The 25,603-nt window shown below is 66.2% G+C and carries 26 protein-coding genes; 13 read left to right on the plus strand and 13 right to left on the minus strand.

The features are described 5' to 3' along the window. Positions 1-6: 6 nt before the first annotated feature. Entirely contained in the window at positions 7-1,161 is a 1,155-nt protein-coding gene (locus tag A9973_RS00420; protein ID WP_183011819.1) for a fumarylacetoacetate hydrolase family protein, read from the minus strand. A gap of 154 nt (positions 1,162-1,315) precedes the next feature. Between A9973_RS00420 and A9973_RS00425 the strand changes: the two genes are divergently transcribed. From A9973_RS00425 to proB, 5 genes are all read left to right on the plus strand, one after another. Next, complete coding sequence (locus A9973_RS00425) at positions 1,316-2,074, plus strand: IclR family transcriptional regulator (RefSeq protein WP_183011820.1); 759 nt, start codon at positions 1,316-1,318, stop codon at positions 2,072-2,074. A 282-nt stretch (positions 2,075-2,356) separates the two neighbouring features. Beyond that, the gene (rplU, locus tag A9973_RS00430; RefSeq protein ID WP_183011821.1) at positions 2,357-2,668 is read left to right on the plus strand and encodes a 50S ribosomal protein L21; all 312 of its coding nucleotides are present in this window, start codon (positions 2,357-2,359) and stop codon (positions 2,666-2,668) included. Positions 2,669-2,702: 34 nt separating this feature from the next. Further along, positions 2,703-2,963: a 50S ribosomal protein L27 gene (gene rpmA / locus A9973_RS00435; RefSeq protein WP_105558808.1), complete on the plus strand. Its 261-nt coding sequence runs from the start codon at positions 2,703-2,705 to the stop codon at positions 2,961-2,963. Between the two features lie 258 nt (positions 2,964-3,221). Continuing rightward, the gene (obgE, locus tag A9973_RS00440; protein ID WP_183011822.1) at positions 3,222-4,358 is read left to right on the plus strand and encodes a GTPase ObgE; all 1,137 of its coding nucleotides are present in this window, start codon (positions 3,222-3,224) and stop codon (positions 4,356-4,358) included. Positions 4,359-4,413: 55 nt separating this feature from the next. Next, complete coding sequence (proB, locus tag A9973_RS00445) at positions 4,414-5,550, plus strand: glutamate 5-kinase (RefSeq protein WP_183011823.1); 1,137 nt, start codon at positions 4,414-4,416, stop codon at positions 5,548-5,550. Between the two features lie 17 nt (positions 5,551-5,567). Here proB and A9973_RS00450 read toward each other — a convergent pair whose 3' ends face one another. Beyond that, positions 5,568-6,209, minus strand: a complete 642-nt coding sequence (locus tag A9973_RS00450; protein ID WP_255468970.1) for a winged helix-turn-helix domain-containing protein — start codon at positions 6,207-6,209, stop codon at positions 5,568-5,570. A 142-nt stretch (positions 6,210-6,351) separates the two neighbouring features. Here A9973_RS00450 and A9973_RS00455 point away from each other — a divergent pair, with 142 nt between their 5' ends. Then, a complete protein-coding gene (locus tag A9973_RS00455; protein WP_220805319.1) occupies positions 6,352-6,780 on the plus strand; it encodes a helix-turn-helix transcriptional regulator in 429 nt (142 codons plus the stop codon). A 139-nt stretch (positions 6,781-6,919) separates the two neighbouring features. Here A9973_RS00455 and A9973_RS00460 read toward each other — a convergent pair whose 3' ends face one another. Continuing rightward, on the minus strand, positions 6,920-7,483 hold the full coding sequence (locus A9973_RS00460; protein ID WP_183011826.1) for a preprotein translocase subunit SecD: 564 nt from the start codon (positions 7,481-7,483) through the stop codon (positions 6,920-6,922). Between the two features lie 330 nt (positions 7,484-7,813). Here A9973_RS00460 and thiC point away from each other — a divergent pair, with 330 nt between their 5' ends. After that, the gene (gene thiC / locus A9973_RS00465) at positions 7,814-9,727 is read left to right on the plus strand and encodes a phosphomethylpyrimidine synthase ThiC (protein WP_183011827.1); all 1,914 of its coding nucleotides are present in this window, start codon (positions 7,814-7,816) and stop codon (positions 9,725-9,727) included. A gap of 242 nt (positions 9,728-9,969) precedes the next feature. Here the strand turns inward: thiC and A9973_RS00470 are convergent, their stop codons facing one another. From A9973_RS00470 to gpmA, 8 genes are all read right to left on the minus strand, one after another. Continuing rightward, positions 9,970-10,395, minus strand: a complete 426-nt coding sequence (locus A9973_RS00470) for a transposase (RefSeq protein WP_183011828.1) — start codon at positions 10,393-10,395, stop codon at positions 9,970-9,972. 803 nt (positions 10,396-11,198) lie between these two features. Further along, positions 11,199-12,611, minus strand: a complete 1,413-nt coding sequence (locus tag A9973_RS00475) for an FAD-binding oxidoreductase (RefSeq protein ID WP_183011829.1) — start codon at positions 12,609-12,611, stop codon at positions 11,199-11,201. Beyond that, complete coding sequence (locus A9973_RS00480) at positions 12,608-13,327, minus strand: FadR/GntR family transcriptional regulator (RefSeq protein WP_183011830.1); 720 nt, start codon at positions 13,325-13,327, stop codon at positions 12,608-12,610. The genes A9973_RS00475 and A9973_RS00480 overlap by 4 nt, the downstream gene beginning before the upstream one ends. 82 nt (positions 13,328-13,409) lie before the next feature. Next, the gene (locus A9973_RS00485; RefSeq protein WP_183011831.1) at positions 13,410-14,606 is read right to left on the minus strand and encodes a GGDEF domain-containing protein; all 1,197 of its coding nucleotides are present in this window, start codon (positions 14,604-14,606) and stop codon (positions 13,410-13,412) included. 141 nt (positions 14,607-14,747) lie between these two features. Further along, positions 14,748-15,503: a molybdopterin-synthase adenylyltransferase MoeB gene (locus tag A9973_RS00490; RefSeq protein WP_183011832.1), complete on the minus strand. Its 756-nt coding sequence runs from the start codon at positions 15,501-15,503 to the stop codon at positions 14,748-14,750. After that, positions 15,500-16,945, minus strand: a complete 1,446-nt coding sequence (locus tag A9973_RS00495) for a S41 family peptidase (protein ID WP_183011833.1) — start codon at positions 16,943-16,945, stop codon at positions 15,500-15,502. The genes A9973_RS00490 and A9973_RS00495 overlap by 4 nt, the downstream gene beginning before the upstream one ends. A gap of 84 nt (positions 16,946-17,029) precedes the next feature. Then, positions 17,030-18,628: a murein hydrolase activator EnvC gene (locus A9973_RS00500; RefSeq protein ID WP_183011834.1), complete on the minus strand. Its 1,599-nt coding sequence runs from the start codon at positions 18,626-18,628 to the stop codon at positions 17,030-17,032. A gap of 189 nt (positions 18,629-18,817) precedes the next feature. Further along, positions 18,818-19,570, minus strand: coding sequence for a 2,3-diphosphoglycerate-dependent phosphoglycerate mutase (gene gpmA, locus A9973_RS00505; protein ID WP_183011835.1), 753 nt, complete (start codon positions 19,568-19,570; stop codon positions 18,818-18,820). 184 nt (positions 19,571-19,754) lie between these two features. Here gpmA and A9973_RS00510 point away from each other — a divergent pair, with 184 nt between their 5' ends. The 5 genes from A9973_RS00510 to A9973_RS00530 are packed head-to-tail and all read left to right on the plus strand — an operon-like array spanning position 19,755 to position 23,205. Then, a complete protein-coding gene (locus tag A9973_RS00510) occupies positions 19,755-20,177 on the plus strand; it encodes a rhodanese-like domain-containing protein (RefSeq protein WP_183011836.1) in 423 nt (140 codons plus the stop codon). Positions 20,178-20,225: 48 nt separating this feature from the next. Then, positions 20,226-20,483 carry a glutaredoxin 3 gene (grxC, locus tag A9973_RS00515; protein ID WP_006224674.1) on the plus strand — a complete coding sequence of 86 codons (258 nt, stop codon included), beginning with the start codon at positions 20,226-20,228 and terminating at the stop codon, positions 20,481-20,483. A 39-nt stretch (positions 20,484-20,522) separates the two neighbouring features. Beyond that, positions 20,523-21,065 carry a protein-export chaperone SecB gene (gene secB, locus A9973_RS00520; protein WP_183011837.1) on the plus strand — a complete coding sequence of 181 codons (543 nt, stop codon included), beginning with the start codon at positions 20,523-20,525 and terminating at the stop codon, positions 21,063-21,065. Between the two features lie 15 nt (positions 21,066-21,080). Further along, positions 21,081-22,163: an NAD(P)H-dependent glycerol-3-phosphate dehydrogenase gene (locus tag A9973_RS00525; RefSeq protein ID WP_183011838.1), complete on the plus strand. Its 1,083-nt coding sequence runs from the start codon at positions 21,081-21,083 to the stop codon at positions 22,161-22,163. Between the two features lie 49 nt (positions 22,164-22,212). Beyond that, complete coding sequence (locus tag A9973_RS00530; protein WP_183011839.1) at positions 22,213-23,205, plus strand: tripartite tricarboxylate transporter substrate binding protein; 993 nt, start codon at positions 22,213-22,215, stop codon at positions 23,203-23,205. Positions 23,206-23,252: 47 nt separating this feature from the next. Here the strand turns inward: A9973_RS00530 and A9973_RS00535 are convergent, their stop codons facing one another. Beyond that, entirely contained in the window at positions 23,253-23,723 is a 471-nt protein-coding gene (locus A9973_RS00535) for a tRNA (cytidine(34)-2'-O)-methyltransferase (protein WP_183011840.1), read from the minus strand. A gap of 93 nt (positions 23,724-23,816) precedes the next feature. Then, positions 23,817-24,563: a ComF family protein gene (locus tag A9973_RS00540; protein ID WP_370539418.1), complete on the minus strand. Its 747-nt coding sequence runs from the start codon at positions 24,561-24,563 to the stop codon at positions 23,817-23,819. 51 nt (positions 24,564-24,614) lie between these two features. Here A9973_RS00540 and A9973_RS00545 point away from each other — a divergent pair, with 51 nt between their 5' ends. Further along, a complete protein-coding gene (locus A9973_RS00545) occupies positions 24,615-25,550 on the plus strand; it encodes a methyltransferase domain-containing protein (protein ID WP_183011841.1) in 936 nt (311 codons plus the stop codon). Positions 25,551-25,603: the final 53 nt, after the last annotated feature.

Raw genomic sequence — 25,603 nt, forward strand, 5'->3', positions numbered from 1 at the left:
ATCCTGTTACAGGCCGCGCCCCGCCAGATTGGCGTACAGCGCGCGCACCCCGAAGGTCCACGGCGCGATCCCGGTGCTCAGCTGCACCTCGTTGACCAGCGCGCCGATGCGCTCGGACGCGATCACCACGCGGTCGCCCAGCTTGTGCGTGAAGCCCGTGCCCGGCCCCTTGCGGTCCTGGCTGGGCGAGAACATCGTGCCCAGGAACAGCATGAAGCCGTCGGGATACTGGTGATGCGCGCCACAGGCCTGGCGCACCAGGTCCAGCGGATCGCGGCTGATTTCCCGCATATGGCTCACGCCGCTCAGCGCGAAGCCGTCCTCGCCGTCGATGCGCAGCGACACGTCGGCCTGGCGGACGCTGTCCATATCGAAATCGCCGTCGAACAGGCGGATGAAGGGGCCGATGGCGCATGACCCGTTGTTGTCCTTGGCCTTGGTCAGCAGCAAGGCACTGCGGCCTTCGATGTCGCGCAGGTTGACGTCGTTGCCCAAGGTGGCGCCCACGACCTCGCCCCGACTGTCCACCGCCAGCACGATTTCGGGTTCCGGGTTGTTCCATTCGGATTCGGGCAGCACGCCGATCTGCGCGCCGAAACCCACCGACGCCATCGCCGGGGCCTTCGAGAAAATCTCGGCATCGGGGCCGATACCCACCTCCAGGTACTGCGACCACTGGCCGCGTTCGACCAGCCCAGCCTTCAGGCTTGCCGCCTGGGCGGAGCCCGGACGCAGGCGCGACAGGTCCGAGCCGATCAGCGCCTGCATCCGCACGCGGATCTCGTCGGCGCGGCGGGCGTCGCCACCCGCCTCTTCTTCGATCATGCGCTCCAGCAGGCTGATGGCGAAGGTGACGCCGGCCGCCTTGACGGGTTGCAGATCGCAGGGCGCCAATAAGCGCGGCCCGTCCCCGCCTTGCAGCGTGGCGGCCATCAGCGGCCGCACGTCGCCCAGCGATTCCCCGCGGGCATTGCGCGCGACCTCCACACGGTCGGCACGGTCCAGGAGGTCGGCCACGGTGGGCGCGACGGCGGTGATGTCGAAAACTTCGCCGTCGCGCACCACCACGACGCTGGGGCCGTTCACGGGTGCCGGACGCCAAACCCGGCCCACCAGCAGCGCCTGCGGCAGATCGGACGGCAACGTGTCTTGCTGGTTCATGGTGTCTCCTCGCGTTGTGCGTGCCGTCGCCGTGCGTTGCCAATGATTGGCCTGCGATCCGGCATGGCATTGATGGAGCACGAGTCTAGGGGAATGGCCTTATCATGTCCAACATCCTGAATTTCGTTCCAATATGTTGGAAAACAAACCGCCCATGGCCACTGATTACGACGTTCCCGCCATTCGGCGCACGCACGACATCCTGCGGGTGCTTGCCGGGCGCCGCACGCCCGCCAAGGCGGCGGAACTGGCCCAGGCCTGCCAATTGGCCAAAAGCACGCTCTACCTGTTGCTGGATTGCCTGGAGCAGCGCCGGTGGATCGAACGCAAGGATGGCGGCTACGTCATCGGCATCGAATTGATGGCGTTGGGCGCCGCCTATCTGCGCCACGACGGCCTGGCGGCAGCCTTCCACGCGGCCGCCGGCGATTTCGTCGCCCGCTGCAACGAAGTCGTGCAGTTGGCGGTGCTGGATGGCTTCGACGTGGTCTACCTTGCCCGCGAGGACGCCCGCCGCCCCGTGCGGCTGGTGTCGGACCTGGGCTTGCGGCTGCCCGCGCACGCCTGCGCGCTGGGCAAGGCGCTGCTGGCCAACCTGCCCCCGGACGAACTGGCCGCCCGTGTGCCGGCGGAACTGCCGCGCGTCACCGACCGCACGCTGGCCACGCCGGACGCGCTCTACCGCGAACTGGACCAGGTGCGCCAGACCGGGCTGGGCCAGGACCACGAGGAAATGGCGACGGGCCTCGTCTGCTACGCCGCCTATGTGGGCGTGACCCCGCTGGGCAAGCGGGCGGCGGTCAGCACGTCCATCCCCACCGACCGGCTGGACGACGCCCACCGGCGCGCCGTGACGGACGGCATCCGCGAAGTGGCGCGCCGCATCGCGCAGCAGGTGATTCCTGCGATTTGAAGCCTGGGCGCCACACCTAAGCCCTTAGCCTGCAACGGCTTTTTGACTTTTGAAAAGTCCCGGGCTAATATCGCAGATTCGGTCAGCAATGCCCGAATTACGTCGGTTGTCCGCGTAAACCCTCTGGATACTTCCAAGCACTACGCTTGAAAGCACATGGGCGCTTTCCTTCTTGCCAGGTTCTGGCACCAAGACATGGAAGCGGCCAGTCCAGGACGGCAATCCCACCCAGCAGGGCGGGCCCGCGCGGATAGACCCATTTACCTATTTAAGGAACACCCCATGTACGCGGTCGTAAAAACCGGTGGCAAGCAGTATCGCGTTGCCGCTGGCGAAAAACTCAAGATAGAACAGATACCGGCAGACATTGGGCAAGAAATCACCCTGGACCAAGTGCTGTCCGTGGGCGAAGGCGACCAACTGAAAGTTGGCACGCCCCTCGTCCCCGGCGCTGTGGTCAAGGCAACGGTTCTTGCGCAAGGCCGCCACGACAAGGTCAAGATCTTCAAGATGCGCCGTCGCAAGCACTATCAGAAGCGTCAGGGCCACCGTCAGAACTACACCGAAATCCGCATCGAAGCCATCACGGCTTAAGAAGCGACTCGGTACCACTTAGCAGGAGCTAAACATGGCACAGAAAAAGGGCGGCGGCTCTACGCGAAACGGACGCGACTCAGAATCAAAGCGTCTGGGCGTCAAGACTTTCGGCGGTGAATTGATTCCCGCTGGTTCGATCATCGTGCGTCAGCGCGGTACGCGCTTCCACGCTGGCGTGAACGTCGGCATGGGCAAGGACCACACCCTGTTCGCGCTGATCGACGGCAAGGTTCAATTCGGCTTCAAGGGCGCATTGAACAAGCAGACCGTTTCGATCATCGCTGCCGAGTAATCGGACAAGCACGGTCAGGGCACGCGGCTCAACGCGTGCCCGAACGGCAAAAGCCCTGTCGCATGCGGCAGGGCTTTTTTGTCGCCGGGCCGCCCCAAGACAAAAAGCGCCCCCTTGGGGGGTAGCAAGCACACGAAGTGTGTGCAGCGCGGGGGGCTCGTTTAGTTTTAAGGCAAAGGACGAGTAAGCTCTTCTTTGCCCCCTGGCAGCGCCCCACGACGGGCGGCTGCCCTATTACCCACTACACGCGCAGACACCATGAAATTCGTAGACGAAGCCACCATTGAAGTGGTCGCCGGCAAAGGCGGCAATGGCGTGGCGAGCTTTCGCCGCGAAAAGTTCATCCCCAAAGGCGGCCCGGACGGCGGCGACGGCGGACGCGGCGGCACCATCTATGCGGTGGCCGACCGCAACATCAATACGCTGATCGATTTCCGCTATGCGCGCCTGCACCGCGCGAAGGGCGGCGAGAACGGCCGCGGCTCGGACCAGTACGGCGCGGCCGCCCCGGACATCACCCTGCGCGTGCCCGTGGGCACGGTCATCCATGACGCCGAAACCGGCGAAGTCCTGTTCGACCTGGACACGCACGAGCAGAAAGTCGTGCTGGCCGCCGGCGGCCAGGGCGGCATGGGCAACATCCATTTCAAGTCCAGCCTGAACCGCGCACCGCGTCAATGGACGCCGGGCAAGGAAGGCGAACACCGCTACCTGCGCATGGAACTGAAGGTGCTGGCCGACGTGGGCCTGCTGGGCCTGCCGAACGCCGGCAAGTCCACGCTGATCACCCGCATCTCGAATGCGAAGCCGAAGATCGCGGACTACCCGTTCACCACGCTGCATCCCAACCTGGGCGTCGTGCGCACGTCGCCGTCGCGCAGCTTCGTCGTGGCCGACATTCCCGGCCTGATCGAAGGCGCCTCCGAAGGCGCGGGCCTGGGCCACTTGTTCCTGCGCCACCTGGCGCGCACCCGCGTGCTGCTGCACCTGGTGGACGTGTCCACGCCGGACCCGGACGCCGACCCCGTCGAGCAAGCCGTGGTCGACGCGCGCGCCATTGTCGAAGAACTGCGCCGCTACGATCCGGAGCTGGCCCAGAAGCCGCGCTGGCTGGTCCTGAACAAGCTGGACATGGTGCCGGACCCCGAAGACACCAAGCGCCGCTTCCTGGAACTCTACGACTGGAAGGGCCCGGTGTTCGCCATCTCCGGCTTGACCGGCGAAGGCACGCAAGACCTGCTCTACGCGCTGCAAGACTACCTGGACGCCGAGCGCGAAAAGGAATACGTGTCGCGCGACCAGGCAGACGGCACCTATGTGGCGCCGGACCCCCGCTTCGACGACACCCGCACGGATGCCGACAAGCCCGCCGCGCCGCGCGCCGGCGACGAATAAGCCATAATCGCAGTCCTTACGATTACGTCTTTTCTCGCCGCAGCCGGCGCCCATCATGTCTGCTGAAACACCTGCCGTTTCCGTCGTCACCCACGCCCAGCGCCTTGTCGCCAAAGTCGGCTCGTCGCTGGTCACCAACGAAGGCCGAGGCCTGGACCGCGCCGCCGTAGCGCACTGGGCTGCACAGATCGCTGCCCTGCACAAGCAGGGCAAGCAGATCGTGCTGGTCTCCAGCGGCGCCATCGCCGAAGGCATGGCCCGCCTGGGCTGGCGCAAGCGCCCGTCCGTCATGCACGAACTGCAGGCGGCGGCGGCCGTGGGCCAGATGGGCCTGTGCCAGGCCTATGAAGCGGCATTCGCCGAATACGGCCTGCGCACCGCGCAGATCCTGCTGACGCACGAAGACCTGGCCGACCGCCACCGTTACCTGAATGCCCGCAGCACGCTGTTCGCGCTGCTGCGCCTGGGCGTGGTGCCGATCGTGAACGAAAACGACACGGTCGTCACCGATGAAATCCGGCTGGGCGACAACGACACGCTGGGCGCGCTGGTCACCAACCTGATCGAAGCCGACACGCTGATCATCCTGACCGATCAGCGCGGCCTGTACGATTCCGACCCTCGCAAGAATCCCGACGCCACGTTCATGTCGCACGCGCAAGCCGGCGACCCGGCGCTGGAAGCCATGGCCGGCGGCGCCGGCAGCGGCATCGGCACGGGCGGCATGCTGACCAAGGTGCTGGCGGCCAAGCGCGCGGCGCACAGCGGGGCGCACACCGTCATCGCCTCGGGCCACGAACGCAATGTCTTGACCCGGCTGGCCCAGGGCGAATGCATCGGCAGCGAATTGCGCGCCGTGCTGCCCGTGTGGTCCGCCCGCAAGCAATGGCTGGCCGACCACCTGCGGCTGCGCGGACGCGTCGTGCTGGATGACGGCGCGGTGCAAGCACTGCTGCGCGAAGGCAAGAGCCTGCTGCCCATTGGCGTGACGGAAGTGGAAGGCGAATTCGGCCGCGGCGACGTCGTGGCCTGCGTGGACAGCCAGGGCCGCGAATGCGCCCGTGGCCTGATCAACTATTCATCGGTGGACACGCGGCGCATCCTGCGCCAGCCGTCGTCCCAGATCGCCCGAATCCTGGGCAGCATGACCGACCCCGAGCTCATGCACCGGGACAATCTGGTCGTGCTCTAGGGCCCTTCCTTCCGGATTTAACCTTGCTGTTCCGTGACCGGGTAGTGCTGCAGAAGAATGTAGCCCCACCCGCGCACGGCCAGCACGGGTAGATCGATATCAAAGCGGCGCGCCTTGCTGCGCAACCGCGACACCAGCACATCCACGCTGCGCGCACCCTCTTGCGGATCGCTGGGGAAGAACCGTTCGCGGCGTAGGCATTGGCCGGGCGCGTTCAACAGCCGAAGCAGGAATGCCCGTTCCGTCACGGTCAGGGGCAGCCGTTCGCCGCCGGGGCCCGACAGCACCCGCTCGCCGCCATGCACCCGCCACGCCGGCCCGTCGGTCGCGGGGGGCAGTAGCCGCCTGCGCGCGTTGCGCAACAACGCATCCCATTCCCGCGCATCCATGCGCACCGAGCTGTAGGCATCCACGCCGGCCTCCAGCGCTTCGACGCGTTCTCGTGCCGAGGCCGCAGGCGCCTGCCACACCACCACCGCATCCGGGGCCGCGCGCCGCAAGGCGGCGATCAACTGCGGCACCTGCTTGCCCTGGCCGCGCAGCACCATCGCATCGACATCCTGCGTGCGCAGGCGGTCCAGGAGTTCGGTCGGCGACTCGCACGCGCTGACTTGCCAGTGAAATTCACGCAAGGCAGCGACAAAATTATTGCTCGTCATTTCATCAAGTTGCACGACGAACACATTGCCCCGTTCCCGCATGCGTTCGCACCTCCGAAATTATCACTTAAGTAATGCTTATAGCCACCAAAGTAAACCATGAGCAAGCTTCAATCGACGCGTGAAGACATTTTCAGACCGATTGAAGCAAACCCGTCTTCTGCGTGGTCACACGCAGAAGACGCTCGCGCGTCTGGCGCGGATTTCGCAAAGTGCAATCGCCAGTTACGAAAGCGGGCTGCGCCACTCCAGCCGGTCCGTGCGCAAGCTTGCTCAGATTCTGAAGATCGAACCGGAATGGCTGGAAACCGGCAAGGGCCCCATGGAACTGCCCATGGACGGCTACGACCTGTCCGACACGCTACCGCCCGCCGGCGTCGCCGAAACGATGCCGCGCCTGCCCAAGCGGCGCCGGCCTCAGGCACCCTGGCCCTTTCCGAATATCGCGCCCGCGCAGTTCGACGGACTGACGCCCGAAGACCGCGTGATGCTCGAAGCGCTGACGCTGACCTTCATCGAAACCGCGCAAGCCCGCCGCACCGTCAAGCCGCGCGGGCGCAAGATGGGCTGATCCCGGCCTGACCGGAACGCCCTCCCCCTGATTTCACGCGCCCGTCGCGGACAAAAAAAAACCGCATCGATCGATGCGGTTTTTTGTCGTCTGCCAGAAGCTGGCAGGCGCGGAGGAGCGGGTGGCAGGCCCGCCTGAATCAGGGCTTGGGAGCCGGTGCGGGTGCCGCACCGCCTGCGGCCGGAGCCTGCCCGGCATCGCCACGGATCTTGGCGGCGATTTCAGAGGCGGCTTGGGCCGAGGCCACGCCAAACGCCAGCACGCCGCGGTTCAGCGGTTCGGCGATGCTGGGAGCTGCGACCAGTTCCTGATCGATCACCAGCGCCAGGCGGTTGCCGACGTTCTTCGTGCTCACGTCCGTCAATTTACGCGCGCCGGCTTCCGAGAAGCGCAAGCCCACGAAGTTCTGGCCTTGGCGATCCACCAGGGCCGCGGCGTCGGTCAGGTCGGCGCGCGTCAACACGGGCGTCGACTGCATGTAGAGCTTGCCGTCAGGCAGCGAGATTTCGCGCAGGCCCGGCGCGGGCTGCTGCTGTGCCAGATAGAAGTCGACCGACGAGGCGGTGGCCGGCTGCGTGGCCTGCTGGCCGGCTTCGGGCGTGGCCGCGGCACCGGACGACTTTGTCGGGGCGGTCTTGCAACCTGCCAGCGCCAATGTCACTACAACCAGGGCGGGCGCCAATTTGCGTAGGGTCAGTTGCATGCTCGATTCCTTCTTAAGTGGGCTGGTCCCGGCGAGACGACTGCCCGCCGGGCGTTTCATTGAAAAAGTGTACCGAACCTGAATGACACTGTCGCCCCAGACTGAATCCAAATGTAAAGCAGTAATACCAGCCCTGCTCGCGGTTGGCTCTATACTTCGCTTTCGCGCAGGGGTACTCGTCCCGCCTTTCCGGCAGGACGTGTTGAGAGAGTCCCTTCGTACCAGTACGGATAATGCCGATGCTGGGAGCCGTATTTCCGCCACGCGTCCCCGCACGCCTGGCGGAAGTCCATTCCCGATCGGCTCCAACAACTCTGCTTGGAGCTTTCCATGAACGTCAATCCCAAATTCCTGGCCGCTACCGCCGAAGTCGACGCGGCGGCCGTCGCACCGCTGCCCAAATCGCGCCGCGTGTATGAAACGGGCTCGCGCCCCGACATCCGCGTCCCGTTTCGCGAGATCGAGCAGGACGACACGCCGACGATGTTCGGCGGGGAAAAGAACCCGCCGCTGACCGTCTACGATTGCAGCGGCCCCTACACCGATCCCGACGCCAAGATCGACATCCGCCGCGGCCTGCCAGAACTGCGCCGTGGCTGGATCGAAGAGCGCGGCGACACGGAAGTGCTGTCGGGCCCCACCAGCGACTACGGCCGCGAACGCCTGACCGACCCCAAGCTGACGGCCATGCGCTTCGATCTCCAGCGGCCGCCCCGCCGTGCGAAGGCCGGCGCCAACGTGTCGCAGATGCATTACGCGCGCCGCGGCATCGTCACGCCCGAAATGGAATACGTGGCGATCCGCGAAAGCCTGCGCCGCGAACACTATCTGCAAACGCTGCGCGACAGCGGCCCCGACGGCGAAAAGATGGTCAAGCGCTTGCTGCGCCAGCACCCGGGCCAATCGTTCGGCGCGTCCATCCCCGCCGCGATCACGCCGGAGTTCGTGCGCGACGAGATCGCGCGCGGCCGCGCCATCATCCCCGCCAACATCAACCACCCCGAAGTCGAGCCGATGGCCATCGGCCGCAACTTCCTGGTGAAGATCAACGCCAACATCGGCAACTCGGCCGTCAGCTCCGGCATCGGCGAGGAAGTGGAGAAGATGACCTGGGCGATCCGCTGGGGTGGCGACACGGTCATGGACTTGTCCACGGGCAAGCACATCCACGAAACCCGCGAATGGATCATCCGCAATTCGCCGGTGCCGATCGGCACTGTGCCGATCTACCAAGCACTGGAAAAGGTCGACGGCAAGGCCGAGGACCTGACCTGGGAGATCTTCCGCGACACGCTGGTCGAGCAAGCCGAACAAGGCGTGGACTACTTCACGATCCACGCCGGCGTGCGCCTGCCGTTCATTCCGATGACGGCCGACCGCATGACCGGCATCGTTTCGCGCGGCGGTTCGATCATGGCCAAGTGGTGCCTGGCGCACCATAAGGAAAGCTTCCTGTACGAGCGCTTCGAAGAGATCTGCGAGATCATGAAGGCCTACGACGTCAGCTTCTCGCTGGGCGACGGCTTGCGCCCCGGCTCGGGCTACGACGCCAACGACGAGGCCCAATTCGCCGAACTGAAGACGCTGGGCGAGCTGACGCAAGTCGCCTGGAAGCACGATGTGCAGGTGATGATCGAAGGCCCAGGCCACGTGCCGATGCAGATGATCAAAGAGAACATGGAGCTACAGCTGGAACACTGCCACGAGGCGCCCTTCTACACGCTGGGGCCCCTGACCACCGACATCGCCCCGGGTTACGACCACATCACTTCCGGCATCGGCGCCGCGCTGATCGGCTGGTATGGCACGGCGATGCTCTGTTATGTGACGCCGAAAGAGCACTTGGGCCTGCCGAACAAGAAGGACGTGAAGGACGGCATCATCACGTACAAGATCGCCGCGCACGCCGCGGACCTGGCCAAGGGCCACCCGGGCGCCGCGATCCGCGACAACGCGCTGTCAAAGGCGCGCTTCGAGTTCCGCTGGGACGACCAGTTCAACCTGGGCCTGGACCCGGACACCGCAAAGGAATTCCACGACGAGACGCTGCCGAAGGATTCCATGAAAGTGGCGCACTTCTGCTCGATGTGCGGTCCGCATTTCTGCAGCATGAAGATCACACAAGACGTCCGGGAATATGCGGCGGCGCAAGGGATCAGCGAGAAGGATGCGTTGCAAAAAGGGATGCAGGAGAAGTCAGTGGAGTTCGTTAAGAAGGGGGCTGAGGTTTATCATCGGCAGTGATTTTTTTGTTGATGGCGGGCGTTTGAGTTCTTAAGACGCCCGTCACGTCGGTGGCCTGGGGCAGGCGGCTTTCTTAGGGTTCTGCTCCACAGTGGGGAGTGGTGGAGGGTCTTGCGGGGCCCGCTCCCGGCCGGCCGCGCGGGCGGCCTTGGGGAGCTTACGCATCGTCTTGCGTCGTTGCGGGGTTCGCTTCGCGTGTAGGTGGGTTGCGTCGTGATAATGCTGGCCGGGCTCCGTAGATTCTATGGTTTGGCGCAAGCCTGGTTGGCGATAAAGCGATTGACGTCGAAGGGTTTGCGCGATTTCCATACGCCGAAGGCGATGCGTAGGAGTTTTCTGGCGATGATGTTTAGGGCCTGTCTTGAGGCCCAGCCCTTGGCTCGTAACGCTGCATAGAGGGGTTTGAAGGCAGCCGTTCGGCTGGCTGAAGTTGCCGCGTTATAGGCAAGGCTTCTCAGGGCCGCATCGCCCTGCTTGCTGAGTTTGCGCAGGCCTTTGTAGGCTCCAGATTCTTTGGGCCTGGGGTCTAGCCCCGCGCAGGCCACCACTGCGTCCGAAGAGGCGAACGGGATGCGGGTTACGGCCGTCACCAGAACGGCCCCATCAAGCGCATCTGCCAACTGCGACAAGGCATCCAACGCGTGCTGGACCTGAACTTGCGATCCCACGTGCTTATGCCGATCGCTGGACAGGCGCCAGCCTCGTCTTGCGATCAATCGGCGGTCACGGCCGCTAGAGTCTTAATCGACGTATTTGGGCGGGGTGGGATATCTACCAACGTCAGTCCGCTAGTGACGGCTGATGAATGGGTGCGCCCCGGTCCCCAGCACCTCCGACGTGAGATCGGCAAGTGCTATAAAAACATACAAGGATGGGTGGAGTGTGTTCACGATCAATCCATCAGAGGAACGTCATCGCCGCCCCCCATCACCGGCCTCCCTTTTAGACGGGTGGCGCGCGTACAGACTCGAAAAAGCAAGCAGCTATCTAGCGCGCGCCACCCGTCGCTCCACCTCCCCCACCTGACTGCGGGAACCACTAGCAAACCACTCATCACCAGCGCGCAAGCGACTACCGCCCCGACGCATCAACAACGCGTATGCCGAATGCGGCCGCCCGCGCGGATGCATGAGGCGGGCCCCGAAAATCTCGTGAGTAAACAGCGCTCTAGCAGCGCACAAACCAAGACGGCGCAGCTCGTCGCCGGGGTCGGGTGGGTGGCGCGCAACCTTGATGCGCCCGAGGGAATCTGAAGGCAGCGGCCACAGGCCGCAACGAAGATGACGAGAGGGCAGTCCGGAGCGAAGGCTCCGGACCGCAATCGTGGGCGCGCGCCACCCACCCGACCCCGGCGACGAGCGACCTACGAAGCTCCCCATCCGCGCCTACAAAACAAAACCCGACAAAGCTCCGCCGCGAGCAACCAACAGAGCACTACCCCGCCGACTCGAAGATCGCCCCAAAAATCTCCCTACAGCAACTTCCCCGGATTCATGATCCCACCCGGATCCATCACCCGCTTGATCTCCCGCATCAACCTCAACTCCACGGCATCTTTGCTATGCAGGAAATGCTCCCGCTTCAACTGCCCGATCCCGTGTTCCGCTGAAATGCTCCCGCCATAGCGGTTCACTTCGTCCAGCACCGCATCCGTGATCGCCGCACCGTTTATTGCCACCCAATCCCGGTCAGCGCCTGCCGGGCGCGACAGGTTGTAGTGCAGATTGCCGTCGCCGAAGTGGCCGAAGATGAAGGGGCGGATATCGGGGTACAGCGCGCGCACGCGCGCCTCTGCCGACACCATGAAGTCTGGAATGCGTTCGATCGGCAACGACACGTCGTGCTTCAGGTGCGGGCCGTCCGCGCGTTGCGCTTCCGAGATTTCCTCGCGCAGCTTCCATAGCGTCTGCAGCTGCGACAGCGATGCCGACACCGCCGCGTCCAGGCACAGGCCGCGTTCCAACGCCGTGCCGATCACGCTTTCCAGCAGCGTCGTCAGGCCTGCCTCGTCCGCCGTGTCCGCCAACTCCACCAGCACATACGCCGGGTAGCGCTGATCGAACGGTTCCTGCACACCTTCGGCGTGCGTCAGCACCAGATCCAGGCAATCGCCCGAGAAGTACTCGAACGCCTGCAGGCGCGCGCCGCACTGCTCGAACAGGATCTCGAACAACTGCAGCGCCTGCGCCGGCGACTCGACGGCGGTCAGCACCACCGAACGCACATCCGTGCGCGGGAACAGGCGCAGCGCCACTGCCGTGATCACGCCCAGCGTGCCTTCGGAGCCGATCAGCAACTGCTTCAGGTCGTAGCCCGTGTTGTCTTTGCGCAGCGTGCGCAAGCCGTTGAAGATTTCCCCGGTGGGCAGCACCGCTTCCAGGCCCAGCACCAGTTCGCGCGCCATGCCATAGCGCACCACATTCACGCCACCGGCATTGGTGGCGACGTTGCCGCCGATCTGGCTGGAGTCTTCCGCCGCCAGGCTCAACGGCAGCAGGCGTCCCGCGTCCTGCGCCGCGCGGCGCAGGTTGCCCAGAATGGCGCCGGCTTCGGCCACCATCGTGTTCGCGACGGTATCGATGGAACGCACGGCGTTCATGCGGTCCAGGCTAAGCACCACGTTCTTCGGGCTGCCGTCCGGCGTGGCGCCGCCGCACAGGCCGGTGTTGCCGCCGCGCGGCACCACCGGCACGCCTTCCTGCTGGCACAAGGCCAGGCAGGCAGCAACGTCGGCCGTATTGCGCGGGCGAACCACGGCCTGGGCATGGCCGTTGTACAGGCCGCGCCAGTCGGACAGCCAGGGCGCGATGTCCGCGTCGGCGGTGTAGACGGTATCGGGGCCCAGGGCCTGGGTAAGGCGTTGCGTGAAGTCGGAGGCGCTCATGGTGTCTGCGTTGCCGCGGAAAAGAGGGGATCGAGTTGCAGGCGGCGCGCCGCCTGCTGCAAATGGAAGACCGCCGCTTGGCGGGCCTGTTCGGGATTGCCCGCGCGGATGGCCTCGAACACGGCGACGTGTTCCTGGTGCACCGCCGCGGTCAACCCGTCCTGCAAACGGCTGTTGGACCGCGCGGTGCGGACCGCCAACCGCAATTGCAGATTCAGGTACTGCAACAGGTCTTGATAGGTGCTGTTGTGGGTAGCCGCGGCAATCGCGACGTGGAACGCCACGTCGTGTTCGACGCCTTCGTCGGGATGTTCAAGATGGGCTTCCAGGTCGGCCAACGCCTGGACCATGGCGGTCAGGTCGGCGGCGTTGCGGCGCACGGCCGCCAACGCCGCCGCGCCCCCTTCCAGGTCCATCCGCAATTCATAGACGCCGGCCAGTTGCACGCGGTCCACGCCGATGCCGCTGGACACCTGGAAGCCCTGGGTCCCGGTGCGCGACACCACGGTGCTGCCGGAGCCCTGGCGGCTTTGGATCATGCCCTGGGCGCGCAGGCGTTCCGTCGCCTCACGGATCACGGCAGCGCTGACCCCGTACTGCTCGGCCAGGATGCGGCCGGGCGGCAGCTTGGCGCCGACGGGGTGCACGCCATCGGCGATGTCCGTGGCGATCTGGCGGGCGACCTGTTCGGTCAGGGTCAGGGTCTTGGTCAGCATGGGCGGATTATAAGCTTATTTTTCAGGTTATCTGATAACTCTTGACCGAGTTCCGCCTCCAACTATCAGCCCCTGCCCGTGTTCAGGCCGTGGCGGGTTCCCCGTTGGCGCCGGCCAGCGCGGCATCTTCGACGTCGTCGTCCCCCACGATCTCGCAGCAGCGGCCGCCGCGCGCCTTGGCGCGGTACAGCGCGGCGTCCGCCGAATCCAGCGCGGCCTGCGGGCTGCGATTGGCGCCCGAAATGATCGAAATGCCGATCGAAAGCCCTACGCTGACTCGCGTGCCGTCCGCCAGCGAGATAGGCTGGGAGGCGTCGCGCAGCAGGTGTTCGCCCAGCCGCAACGCCGCCGTGGCGTCGATGCCTGTCACCAGCACAATGAACTCGTCGCCCCCGATCCGGGCGGCCACGTCGTCCACCCGCAGCATCCCGCGCATGCGCTGGGCGACGGTGGTCAGCACCTGGTCGCCGGCGGCATGGCCGTAGGTGTCGTTGATCCGCTTGAAATCGTCCATGTCCATGTACAGCAGCGCGGCGTGACTGTCATGCCCGCGCGCGCTGGCGCAGACGCGCTCAAGCGCCACCTGCAGCCCGGCACGGTTGGCCAGCCCCGTCAGCGCGTCTTCGCTGGCGCGGCGTTCGCTGTCGCGCTCGGCCAGCATGGTCGACACCAGGATGCGGTTCAGCCGGTGCGACGCGATGCTCATGCTGACGAGATAGAACGGGATCTGGATGAAGACGATGGCCGTGACGTATTCGCCGGTGAACAACGCGCCCAGGCACATGGGCCCCAGGCTCAGGAAGATCATCGCGCCGACCAGCCGGGGCGCGCCGTAGTTGCGAAAGCAGATGCCGCCCGCCATCGCGCCGCAAGACACGCCCGCCAGGGTAGCGGCCAGCCAGTCCCCGTTCAGGAAGGTGATGAACACGCCGTAGCCCACGCTGAAGGCCCACAGCAGCGCCAGCAGAATGTAGACGTCGGTATGGGTGTTGCCGCCCTTGGGCGCCGCGCGCAAGGCGGCGCGCAGGATCGAGACCCGGACGACGGCCAGCACCAGCTCCAGCACCAGCCAGGAGATGTACAGGGGCTCGGGGCGGCGCCAGGTGACGACGCCGGAAATCATCAGGGTATTGATGACGCCGCCGGCGAAGATGGGCAGCGTACCGAACAGGCTGGCGATCAGCGCCGCGCGGATATCCGCGGGCGTGTCTTGGCCGGCGTGCGTCAACCAGCGCGTCAGGCGCCACTTGGGCAAGCTGAACTTCAGTCCTGTATCCACACCGTCACGTCCATCGCCGTTACCTGAATTGTGTAGGCTGGCTGGCGTTATAGCAGGTATTTCAAGCCTTTAATATTGTCCCGAAGGGCAATAAGGCCATGGTGTGAGACGAAATCCGCCGCTTGGGACCCGGGGCCCGCTTCAGTGTCCGCGATGGCCGCAAACCGCGCATTCGGGGTCGCGCTGGACGTTGACGCTGCGCCATTGCATGGTGCGCACGTCCAGCCACAACAAGCGGCCGGACAGGCTTTCGCCCACGCCGGACAGCAGCTTCAGCGCTTCGGCTGCCTGCATGCTGCCGATGATGCCGACCACTGGGGCGAACACGCCCATCGTGGCGCAGTTGGCTTCCTCGACGTCGTCCGCTTCCGGAAACAGGCAGTGGTAACAGGGCGCGTTGTCGTCGCGCAGGTCGTACACGCTGACCTGCCCGTCGAAGCGGATCGCCGCGCCGGACACCAGCGGCTTGCGGTGCTGCACGCAGGCGCGGTTGATGGCGTGGCGGGTGGTGAAATTATCGGTGCAGTCCAGCACCAGATCGGCAGCGGCAACGGCGTCGGACAACGACTGGTCTTTCAGGCGTTCGACGCGCGCATGAACGTGCGCCTGGGGATTGAACGCCGCCAGCATGTCGCGCCCGGATTCGGCCTTGGGGCGGCCGACGCTGGCGGTGGTGTGGAGGATCTGGCGTTGCAGGTTGCTGAGCTCGACCACATCGTCGTCAGCTAGCGTGATGTCGCCCACGCCGGCGGTGGCCAGGTAGAGCGCGGCGGGTGAACCCAGTCCACCCGCCCCAACGATGAGCACACGCGCCGCCAGAAGTTTTTCCTGCCCTTCGATGCCTAGCTCGTCGAGCAGGATGTGGCGGGCGTAGCGCAGCAATTGCTCGTCGTTCATTTGTCCTTGCTGGGCTCGACTCCGGTCGGCGTGATCTTCATGCGCGTGGGCGTGCCGCCGCCGGCCTTGGCGTCCGCCTTGGCTTGCGCGCGAGCCGAGCCCTTCTGCACCGGCTTGCCGGCCAGCACGTTCAGCGCTTGCTGCAGCTGGAAGTCGTCCTTGCCGCCGAATTCGAACACCTTGGTCGGCACGTCGACGTTGTCCTGATCCGAATTGGACTTCACTTCGTTGGCCGTACCCGGGTTGGACAGGTGGCGTTGCAGGTCGGCTTCGCGCGGCAGGCGGAACAGGTCGCCGTCGGCCGTGTCGGCAACGACGTAATCCGGTTCGATGCCCGTGGCCTGGATCGAACGGCCGTTCGGCGTGAAGTAGCGCGACGTGGTCAGCTTGACCGCGGTGGTTTCGGACAGCGGCAGGATGACCTGCACCGAGCCCTTGCCGAAGGTGCGGTTGCCCAGCACCTTGGCGCGCTTGTGGTCTTGCAGCGCGCCGGCCACGATCTCGGAAGCCGAGGCCGAACCCACGTTCACCAGCACCACCATCGGCACGGTCTTGGTCCAGGCCGGCAGGCCGGCCAGGTAGTTGCTTTCACCGCGGGCGTATTCCGACGGCGTGGCCAGGTACTTGTGGCGGGCGTCGGGCGTGCGGCCATCGGTGGACACCACCAGGGCGTCGGTCGGCAGGAAGGCGCCGGACACGCCGATGGCGCTGGTCAGCAAGCCGCCCGGATCGTTGCGCAGGTCCAGGACCAGGCCCTTGAGCGGTTCTTTGGCGCCCAGCTCCTTCAGTTCCTTGGCAAGGTCCGAACCGGTCTTTTCCTGGAACTGCGCGACGCGGATGTAGCCCACGCCGTTGTCCAGCATCTTGCTGCGCACGCTGCGCACCTTGATGATGTCGCGGACGATCTTCAGCACGATGGGCTGGGGACGGTCGGCGCGCATGATGGTCAGCGTGATCGGCGACTTGGGTGCGCCGCGCATGAGCTTGACCGCATCGTTCAGGGTCATGCCCTTGGTGGGTGTGTCGTCGATCTTGATGATCAGGTCGCCGGCCATGACGCCTGCGCGCGCGGCGGGCGTGCCTTCGATCGGCGAGATCACCTTCACGAAGCCGTCTTCCGCGCCGACCTCGATGCCCAGACCGCCGAATTCGCCTTGCGTGGCCGTCTGCATTTCGCGGAAGGCGTCGGCATCCAGATAGGCGGAATGCGGATCCAGGTTGGAGACCATGCCGGAGATGGCATTGTCGATCAGGGTCTTGTCGTCGACCGCTTCGACATAGTTGTTCTTGATGGCGGCGAAAACGCTGGTCAGTTGCCTGAGTTCGTCCAGGGGCAATGGACTGCCGCGCTGGGCGACGGCTGTCACTCCAACACTAAGCAATACGCCAGCCACCGCACCGATGGCTATCAGACCGAAACCGCGAAACTTGCGAGTGCCCATGCACACTTCCCGAATTTTGTTTTCGCCGATGGGGTTTGGTAATTCACCAACGGTTATTTACCAACGACAATTTTGCCAATGCCCCTACTGGGCCAGCCACTGGGCCGGATCCACAGGAGCGCCACGATGGCGAATTTCAAAGTATAGGCCGGATTCCACTTGGCCGCCGGTTGCCCCTACCGTAGCAATAGTATCGCCACCTGTCACCGAATCTCCCACCCGTTTGAGCAGACTTTGGTTGTAAGCATAGACCGTCAGGTACTGCTGGCCATGATCCACAATGATGAGGTTGCCAAAACCGCGCAGCCATTCGGCGTAGACGACGGTACCGGGAGCCACTACTTTGACGGGGGTGCCTTCCGGCGCGCGCAGCACCACGCCACGCCAGACGCCGCCGTCCGGGCGGTCGACCCCGAAACGGCCCTGCACCTGCCCGCGCACCGGCATGGCCAGGCCATGCTTCAAACCGCTGCCGCCGCCAAGCGGCACGGCACGGGCGGCCTGCTGGGCCGATGCACTACGGGTTGGAGTGGTTTCGGCCTCGACGGGTTCCGCCTTTTTGGGGGGCTCCGCCGGTTTTTCCGCCGCGGGCGGCGGCGTGCCTGCCGGATCCGTCAGGCGGGTGTGCCGCTGTTCAGCCGGACGTAATCCGGCGGCGTCCGGGTCGGCCACGGCGACCGGGCCGCGGTTCTGGCGCGACGCCGCTTCCACTTGTTCGCGGGCCTGGGCCGCATCGCGGGCATCGCGGCTGTCGCGGTCGCGCCGGGCGGCGTCATCGGCCGCTAGCTTGCGGTCCGCCTCGGCCTTCTTGCGGGCGTCGTCCGCGCGGCGCTGCGCTTCGGCACGCTTTTTGGCGTCTTCGGCCGCGCGGCGGGCTTCTTCTACCCGGCGGGCCTCTTCGGCCTTCCTGCGCGCCTCTTCGGCCTTGCGGGCCTCTTCGATCTGCTTGGTGATCGCCGCGTCCAGGTCGGTGATCAGGCGGGACAGGCGCTGGTCGTCGCGGCCCAGCTTGTTGGCTTCGGCACGCTGGGCGGCGATCTGCCCTTCCAGCTGCGCCAGCAGCGTGGCGCGCTCTTTCTGCTGGCCAACCAGGGCAGTCTTCTGCTCGGAGGTTTCGGCCACCACTTTTTCAATTTCGCCGCGGCGCGCGTCGGCGCGCGTCTGCAAGGCGGCCAGGCGTTCGATATCGGCCCGCAGCGCCTGCACGGCGTTGGCGCGGGCCTGGGACACGTAGTCCAGATAGCCCAGATTGCGGCCCAGCACCTGGGGATCGTCGCCGGACAGCAGGGCCGTCCAGGGCGACACGCCGCTGGTGTATTGGGTGCGCAACTGCTCGGCGAGCTCGGTGCGGCGCTTGGCCAGCACGGCTTCTTGGGCGCCGATCTGCTTTTCCAGGCCGGTCAGGTCGGCCTGCGCCTGGCGGTTGGCGTCGGCCAGCTCCCGCAAGCGCAGGTTGATCTTGGAAATCGAGGATTCCGACTGTTTGAGCGCGTCGGCCGCTTCCTTGCGGGCGGCCTCGCGGCCGTCGATGTCCTTTTGCAAGTTCTCGATGCGGTCGCGCAAGGCGGCCTGCTGGCGTTCGGCGTCGGACTGGCGTCCGGCAAGGTCGTTGGGCGCCGCCTGAGCCGACAGCCCCCCACCGGCCAACATGACCGCCAACAACCACCCTGCCGTGCGACGCATAGAAGGACCTGCTCTCACCGGAGGGAGCCTCGCACAGGCTGGAAATCGGGTGCCAGGCTAGGCGTGGCCGACGCCGCGTGGCCTGCACCACGCAAGGTGGTCACAACGACGCTTGGCGCCCGAGTTCCAGCCTGCCCGAAGGGTGATTGCGCAATCATGCGAGGTTCCATCTGGTGTGAACAGGTCCTTTTAGTCCTTCTTAGCCTTGCCTTGGGCTGCGACGGCAGCCATGGCCGCCTCGATCTCGGCGGCATCGCCCAGATAATAGTGGCGGATGGGGCGCAGGTCATCATCCAATTCGTAGACCAGCGGCTGGCCGGTCGGAATATTCACGTTGACGATGTCGTCGTCCGACACATTGTCCAGGTGCTTGATCAGCGCGCGCAAGCTGTTGCCGTGGGCGGCGACCAGCACCTTGCGGCCGGCGAGGATGGCCGGGGCGATGGATTCGTTCCAGAACGGCAGCACCCGGGCCACGGTGTCTTTCAGACACTCGGTGGCCGGCAGCTGGTCGGCCGGGATCTTGGCGTAGCGGCTGTCGAAACGCGGATGGCGCTCGTCGTCCAGCGACAGCGGTTCCGGGGCGATGGCGTAGGCACGGCGCCAGACCAGGACCTGCTCGTCGCCGTACTTGGCGGCGGTTTCGGCTTTGTTCAAGCCCTGCAGCGCACCGTAGTGGCGTTCGTTCAGGCGCCAGTTCACGCCCACCGGGGTGTACATGGCGTCCATGGCGTCCAGCGCGATCCACAGGGTGCGGATGGCACGCTTGAGCAGCGACGAATAGGCCAGATCGAAGGTGTAACCCTCTTTCTTCAGCAATTCTCCGGCCTTGCGGGCCTGTTCACGGCCGGTTTCGGTCAGGTCGACGTCAGTCCAGCCGGTGAAGCGGTTTTCCAGATTCCACTGGCTTTCGCCGTGGCGCATCAGAACAAGTTTATGCATGGTTTGGCACGCTTTCCGCGCGGGTTAAAGTTAGGGGATGGTTAAAGAATGCGCTCATTTTATAATTGAGTGATTTTGCCCTTGATTTTGCCCCGGCGCACCCGTCCATTTCCATGGCGCGGCGCCTGAGGCGACGCCAAGGGTTCGCCCCTACCTGGCTTGTCGCCGTACTTCAGGATGCCCCGTGGATCTTCTGCAATTCTTGCTCGATAAAAACAACGTCTTCATCGTCGCCGTCGCCGTCATCGCCGGCGTGATGCTAGCCATTCCCGCGCTCCGCAAGGGGCGCAGCGGCTCGGCCGTCAGCACCGGCGAGGCCATCCAGATGGTCAACCAGCGCAACGCCGTCTGGGTCGACGTGCGTACCGCCGAGCAGTTCCAGGCCGGCCACATCGCCCAGGCCCGCAACGTGCCGGCCGCCGACATCGAACAAAAGGCCGCGTCGCTGCCCAAGAACAAGCCTTTGGTCGTGGTTTGCGACAATGGCCGTGACTCCGCCCGCGCCGCCACCAAGCTGCGCGCGCAGGGTTTCACCGACGTGGTGCCGCTGGATGGCGGCATGCGCGCCTGGTCGGCCGCCAGCCTGCCGGTGACCCAGAAGGGTTGAGCCGGGGCGCCCGTCCCCTTCTTTCAACTCCGAATCGCAGGAGCGCCTATGAATAAAGTTGTCATGTACAGCAAGGACTATTGTCCTTATTGCGCCCGCGCCAAGGCGCTGCTCGAGCAGCGCGGCGTGGCCGACCTGGAGATCATCCAGATCGACCGGGACCCGTCCCAGCGCGATGTCATGATCGAACGCACCGGCCGGCGCACCGTGCCGCAGATCTTCATCGGCGATACCCATGTCGGCGGTTGCGACGACTTGATGGCCCTGGACCGCTCGGGTGGCCTTGCCCCCTTGCTGAACGGCTAATCGCCCTTACCTTTGCCCCTCCCACCAACGGAAACACTCATGGCTGATCAAGACCAAAACACCCAGCAAGAAGGCGGCAACGACGCGCCCTCGTTCAATCTGCAACGCGTCTACCTGAAAGACCTTTCGCTGGAAATGCCGAATGCGCCCCACGTCTTCCTGGAGCAAGAAGCGCCCCAGGTTGAAGTGAGCATCACCGTGGGCGGCCAGCGTCTGGCCGAAACCGTGTTCGAGACCACGGTCACCGTCACCGTCACCACCCGCATCAGCGACAAGGTCGTGTACCTGGTCGAAGGCACGCAAGCCGGCATCTTCGAAGCCGCCAACATCCCGGAAGAGCAGCTGGATCCGCTGCTGGGCATCGTCTGCCCGACGATGCTGTACCCGTACCTGCGCGCCAACATCGCCGACGCGATCACCCGCACGTCGATGCCGCCGCTGCACCTGACGGAAGTCAACTTCCAGGCCCTGTACGAGCAACGTCTGGCCGAACTGCAACAGCAGCAAGGCGGCGCCGCCAACGGCAACGGCAATGGCAGCGACTCGGGCATCATCCTGCCCCCCAGCGCCACGCGCCAGTAAGCACACCCTGCCCCGATGAACCATCCCACAGAGCCGCGCTTGCGCGTCGCCGTCCTGGGTGCGGGAAGTTGGGGCACCGCGCTGGCGGCGGCCTCCAGCCGCCGCCACGCCACCCTGCTTTGGGCGCGCGACGCCGCGCAGGCCGCCAGCATGGCCGCCACGCATGAGAACGCGCGCTACCTGCCTGGCATCTCCCTGCCCCAGGCCCTGAATGTCTCCTCCGATCTCGACGCCACGCTGCGCAGCCTGCAAGACGAGGGCGCGCGCCGCCTGATCGTGCTGGGCGTGCCCGTGTCCGGGCTGACCGCCATTTGCGGCGAATTGTCGCGCCGGCTGCCCGCCTTGGGATTGCAGGACACCCCCATCGTCTGGACGTGCAAGGGCTTTGAAGCCGACACGGCCAGGCTGCCTCACGAAATCATGCGCCAGGCGTTGCCTGACGCAGTCGGCGGAGCACTGTCCGGCCCCTCTTTTGCGCGCGAAGTCGCCCAGGGCCTGCCCGTGGCGCTGACGGTCGCCAGCACCAGCGCGGCCTTGCGCGACGCCACCACCGCCGCCTTCCATGGCGCCGCGCTGCGCGTCTACGCCAGTACGGACCTGGTGGGCGTGGAAGTGGGCGGCGCGTTGAAGAACGTGATCGCCGTCGCCTGCGGCATCGGCGACGGGCTGGCGCTGGGCACCAATGCCCGCGCCGCGCTGATCACCCGCGGCCTGGCCGAAATGACGCGCTTCGGCGTGGCGCTGGGCGCCCGCGCCGAGACCTTCGCAGGGCTGACCGGCCTGGGTGACCTGGTGCTGACCGCCACCGGAGAACTGTCGCGCAACCGCCGCGTCGGCCTGGAGATCGGCGCCGGCCGCAAGCTGGCCGACATCCTGGCCAGCGGCATCACGGCCGAAGGCGTGCGCTGCGCGCGCGCCGCGCTGAACCGCGCCCGCGCCATCAACGTCGAATTGCCCATCACTGAAGCCGTCTGCGCCGTGCTGTTCGACGGCGTGGCGCCCATGACCGCCGTGTCCGCCCTGCTCGCGCGTGACGCGCGCGACGAAAGCGCCGATGCGGGCGGCCCGCTGGACCCGTCGCTGGGCGGCCATCTCTGACCCCTCCCTAACAACAAGACACCGCACCGATTCCGAGGAGACATCCTTCATGACGCAAACCCGAAAACTCCGGGTCGGCCCGCTTCTGCGCGGCCTGTGCCTCAGCCTGGCCGCCGTGCTGCCGGCCGCCGCCCACGCCGACTGGCCCGACCACCCCATCCACATGGTCGTGCCCTTCCCGCCCGGATCGTCGCCCGACATCCTGGCGCGCACGATCTCGGAGCCGCTGTCACAGGCGCTGGGCCAGCCCATCGTCATCGACAACAAGCCGGGCGCGGGCGGCAACATCGGCACGCGCGTCGTGTCGCAGGCCAAGCCCGACGGCTACACGCTGCTCTATACGATCAACGGGCCGCTGGTCACGGCGCCCACGCTGTACAAGAAGACGCTGGGCTACGACCCGCTGACCGACCTGGCCCCCATCACGCTGGTGGGCACCAGCCCCAACGTGCTGGTCGTGCCGGGCAGCTTGAAGGTCGACAACGTCCAGGACTTCGTCAAACTGGTCAAAGGCCGCGGCAATTCGCTGAACTATGGTTCCGTGGGCCCGGGCAGCTCGGCCCACCTGGCGATGGAGATGTTCAAGGAAAGCGCCGGCGTGGACCTGGCGCATATCCCGTATTCGGGATTTCCGCAGGTCATCACCGCCATCATCGGCGGCGACGTGCAAGCCGGCTTCATGGTGCCGGCCATCGCCGTGCCGCAGGCCCGCGACGGCAAGGTCAAGCTGCTGGCGGTGACCAGCCTGCAACCCAGCGAGGCGCTGCCGGGCATCCCGACGATGGCTTCGCAGGGCTACCCCGACTTCGAAGCCATTTCGTGGAACGCCGTGCTGGCCCCCGCCGGCACGCCGACGCCGATCATCGAACGGCTGAACAGCGAACTGGCCCGCATCATCGACAGCGAGGCCGTGCGCAAGCAGCTGGCCCTGCAGTACTTCACCCCCGCGGCGTCCACGCCGGAAGCCCTGACCGCCCGCATCAAGAGCGAAAAGGCGCGCTGGGACCAGGTGATCGAAAAGCTGAAGCTGTCGCTGGACTAAGCGGCCGGGAATAAGCCCCCTGGAAAACGCCGCCTGGGCCAGGCGGCCTACACGCCGCCTTCGAAGCCTTGCTGGCGCCAGGCTTCGAACACCGTCACCGCAACCGCGTTCGACAGGTTCAGGCTGCGCTGGCCCGCGCGCATCGGCAGCCGCAAGCGCTGCTGAGGCGCGAACATCGCCTGATGCTCCGGCGACAGCCCCGCCGTTTCTCGGCCGAATACGAACACGTCGCCCGGTTTGAAACCGATATCCGCCACGCTGCGCTGCGCCTGCGTGGTCAGCGCGTAGATGCTCGACGCATCGGCGCCGGTGTCGTCCAGCGCCTCTTGCAGCGTGTCGTGCACCCGCACGGGCTGCCACTCGTGATAGTCCAGGCCGGCGCGGCGCATGCGCGCGTCATCCAGTTCAAAACCCAAAGGGCGCACCAGATGCAATTGGGCCCCGGTATTGGCGCACAGCCGGATGGCGTTGCCGGTATTGGGGGGGATCTCGGGGCAGACGAGGATGACGTGGAACATGGCGGATAAGGAACTAGGACGGCTTGCGGCGCCAGATTGGCCGCGCAGGCGGATTGTCGCCGATTTGCCGCCGGGACGCGCTGCCGCTCGCCTTCAAGGCGTACGCGCCGCCACCACGATGGTCACGCTGGCGGCACCTGCCGCCAGCAAGGCGCTTGCGGCCGCCTGCACCGTGCTGCCTGTCGTCATGACGTCGTCGACCACCGCCACGTGGCGCCCGCGCACCCGGGAAGACGCGGCGAACAAACCCGTTGCGCCCGTCTGGCGGGCGCGCCGTCCAAGCGATGTCTGGCGGGGCGTTTCCCGGCGCCGCCGCAGCGCGCCGCGCGCCAAGGGCAACGCCAGTTCGGCCGCCAGGCTGCGGGCGATTTCACCCGCCGGGTTCATGCCGCGCAGGCGCAGCGACGCGCGGCTGGCGGGCACCGGCACCAGCAGGCAGCCCTCGGGCAACCCGCCACCACGCCGGATCTCCGCGGCCAGCAGCCGGGCCAGCACTGGCGCCATGCTCAGGCGCAGCCGGGTCTTGAGCATCTGGATCAGGGCATCGGCAGGCGGGGTGTAGTCGAACGCGGCGAAGGTCCGCCCGTAGGCCCATGACCCACCCAGGCACGCCGGGCAAGCAGGCGCCAGGGCGGGCAACCGCAGCGCGCACCGGGGGCACCGGGACCGGCCGCCCGGCAAGGCGGTGATGTCGGTTTCGCAGCCACTGCACAGCCGCGCGCCCGCCACCCGCGCGCCGCATAGCGGGCAATCGCAGCCGATCCGCGACCACACCCGCCGCCCCATGCCTTGTAGGGAGAATCGGGCCCGGCCGCCGGGATGCGCAATAATGTGTGCCATCCCTCATGAAATCATGTTCCGCCCCGCGGCGAAGACGCGGGCGCGACCGAAATGTCCCTGCCAGAATCCGCACCGCTCCCCTCCCTTCCCCTCGTCAGCGCCGACGTGCCCCGCCAGTTCGCCCGCCGTGGCGACTTGTCCGACGCCCAGTTCCTCTATGGGGAAGTGGCCCGGCGCATGCTCGGCCGCCTGCAATACATCCGCGTGCAGCCCCAGGCGATGCTGGACGCGGGCTGTGGCGCGGGCGACAACCTGCCGCTGCTGCGCGAGCGCTATCCGGACGCCGGCTATACCGGGCTGGACAACTGCGAGCCGTTGCTGGAACGGGCCCGCAAGCGCCATGCGCCTGCCGGCCTGGGCGCCTGGATCGGCAAGCTGGCCCGCCGCGGTCCGACGGCCCCGGCCTTCCTCAATGCCGATCTGGCGGATACCGGCCTGGCCCCCGAATCGCTGGAACTCGTATGGTCCAACCTGGCCATGCACTGGCACCGCGCCCCGCACGCGGTGCTGGCGGAATGGCGCCGCATCCTGAAAGTGGGCGGGCTGGCGATGTTCTCGTGTCTGGGGCCAGCCACCCTGCGCGAACTGCGCCAGGCCCTGACCGATGCCGGCCTCGCGACCGCCACGCCGTCCTTCGTGGACATGCATGACTTCGGCGACCTGCTGGTGGAAAACGGCTTTGCCGATCCGGTCATGGACCAGGAACTGCTGACCCTGACCTACCGCAGCCCCGAAAAACTGCTGCAAGATGTGCGCGCGCTGGGTGGGAATCCTGCCGAGGGCCGCCGCGGCGGCCTGGTCGGCCGGGACTGGCGCGACCGCCTGTACGCCGCGCTGGAAGCGCAACGCCGGCCAGATGGCCTGATTGCCTTGAGTATCGAAGTAGCGTACGGCCACGCCTGGCGCGCCGCCGCGCACCGCACGGTGGCTGGAGAGACCCGGTTGTCCGTCAGCGCGATCGGCGGGCGGCACCGCGGAAATCCTTGAAGCGCGGCCCCATCCGGGGCCGCTTCGTGCTTGGTGCCTGGTTGCTTCGTGCT

Origin of the sequence: Achromobacter sp. UMC46, from assembly GCF_014170335.1 — a bacterium.
Taxonomy (GTDB): Bacteria; Pseudomonadota; Gammaproteobacteria; order Burkholderiales; family Burkholderiaceae_B; genus Achromobacter.

Bases quoted from the DNA above. Each gene is read 5' to 3' on its own strand.
- A9973_RS00420 (WP_183011819.1), bottom strand. From the start codon at position 1,161: ATGAACCAGCAAGACACGTTGCCGTCCGATCTGCCGCAGGCGCTGCTG.
- A9973_RS00425 (WP_183011820.1), top strand. From the start codon at position 1,316: ATGGCCACTGATTACGACGTTCCCGCCATTCGGCGCACGCACGACATC.
- rplU (WP_183011821.1), top strand. From the start codon at position 2,357: ATGTACGCGGTCGTAAAAACCGGTGGCAAGCAGTATCGCGTTGCCGCT.
- rpmA (WP_105558808.1), top strand. From the start codon at position 2,703: ATGGCACAGAAAAAGGGCGGCGGCTCTACGCGAAACGGACGCGACTCA.
- obgE (WP_183011822.1), top strand. From the start codon at position 3,222: ATGAAATTCGTAGACGAAGCCACCATTGAAGTGGTCGCCGGCAAAGGC.
- proB (WP_183011823.1), top strand. From the start codon at position 4,414: ATGTCTGCTGAAACACCTGCCGTTTCCGTCGTCACCCACGCCCAGCGC.
- A9973_RS00450 (WP_255468970.1), bottom strand. From the start codon at position 6,209: ATGACGAGCAATAATTTTGTCGCTGCCTTGCGTGAATTTCACTGGCAA.
- A9973_RS00460 (WP_183011826.1), bottom strand. From the start codon at position 7,483: ATGCAACTGACCCTACGCAAATTGGCGCCCGCCCTGGTTGTAGTGACA.
- thiC (WP_183011827.1), top strand. From the start codon at position 7,814: ATGAACGTCAATCCCAAATTCCTGGCCGCTACCGCCGAAGTCGACGCG.
- A9973_RS00475 (WP_183011829.1), bottom strand. From the start codon at position 12,611: ATGAGCGCCTCCGACTTCACGCAACGCCTTACCCAGGCCCTGGGCCCC.
- A9973_RS00480 (WP_183011830.1), bottom strand. From the start codon at position 13,327: ATGCTGACCAAGACCCTGACCCTGACCGAACAGGTCGCCCGCCAGATC.
- A9973_RS00490 (WP_183011832.1), bottom strand. From the start codon at position 15,503: ATGAACGACGAGCAATTGCTGCGCTACGCCCGCCACATCCTGCTCGAC.
- A9973_RS00495 (WP_183011833.1), bottom strand. From the start codon at position 16,945: ATGGGCACTCGCAAGTTTCGCGGTTTCGGTCTGATAGCCATCGGTGCG.
- A9973_RS00500 (WP_183011834.1), bottom strand. From the start codon at position 18,628: ATGCGTCGCACGGCAGGGTGGTTGTTGGCGGTCATGTTGGCCGGTGGG.
- gpmA (WP_183011835.1), bottom strand. From the start codon at position 19,570: ATGCATAAACTTGTTCTGATGCGCCACGGCGAAAGCCAGTGGAATCTG.
- grxC (WP_006224674.1), top strand. From the start codon at position 20,226: ATGAATAAAGTTGTCATGTACAGCAAGGACTATTGTCCTTATTGCGCC.
- secB (WP_183011837.1), top strand. From the start codon at position 20,523: ATGGCTGATCAAGACCAAAACACCCAGCAAGAAGGCGGCAACGACGCG.
- A9973_RS00525 (WP_183011838.1), top strand. From the start codon at position 21,081: ATGAACCATCCCACAGAGCCGCGCTTGCGCGTCGCCGTCCTGGGTGCG.
- A9973_RS00530 (WP_183011839.1), top strand. From the start codon at position 22,213: ATGACGCAAACCCGAAAACTCCGGGTCGGCCCGCTTCTGCGCGGCCTG.
- A9973_RS00535 (WP_183011840.1), bottom strand. From the start codon at position 23,723: ATGTTCCACGTCATCCTCGTCTGCCCCGAGATCCCCCCCAATACCGGC.
- A9973_RS00540 (WP_370539418.1), bottom strand. From the start codon at position 24,563: ATGGCACACATTATTGCGCATCCCGGCGGCCGGGCCCGATTCTCCCTA.
- A9973_RS00545 (WP_183011841.1), top strand. From the start codon at position 24,615: ATGTCCCTGCCAGAATCCGCACCGCTCCCCTCCCTTCCCCTCGTCAGC.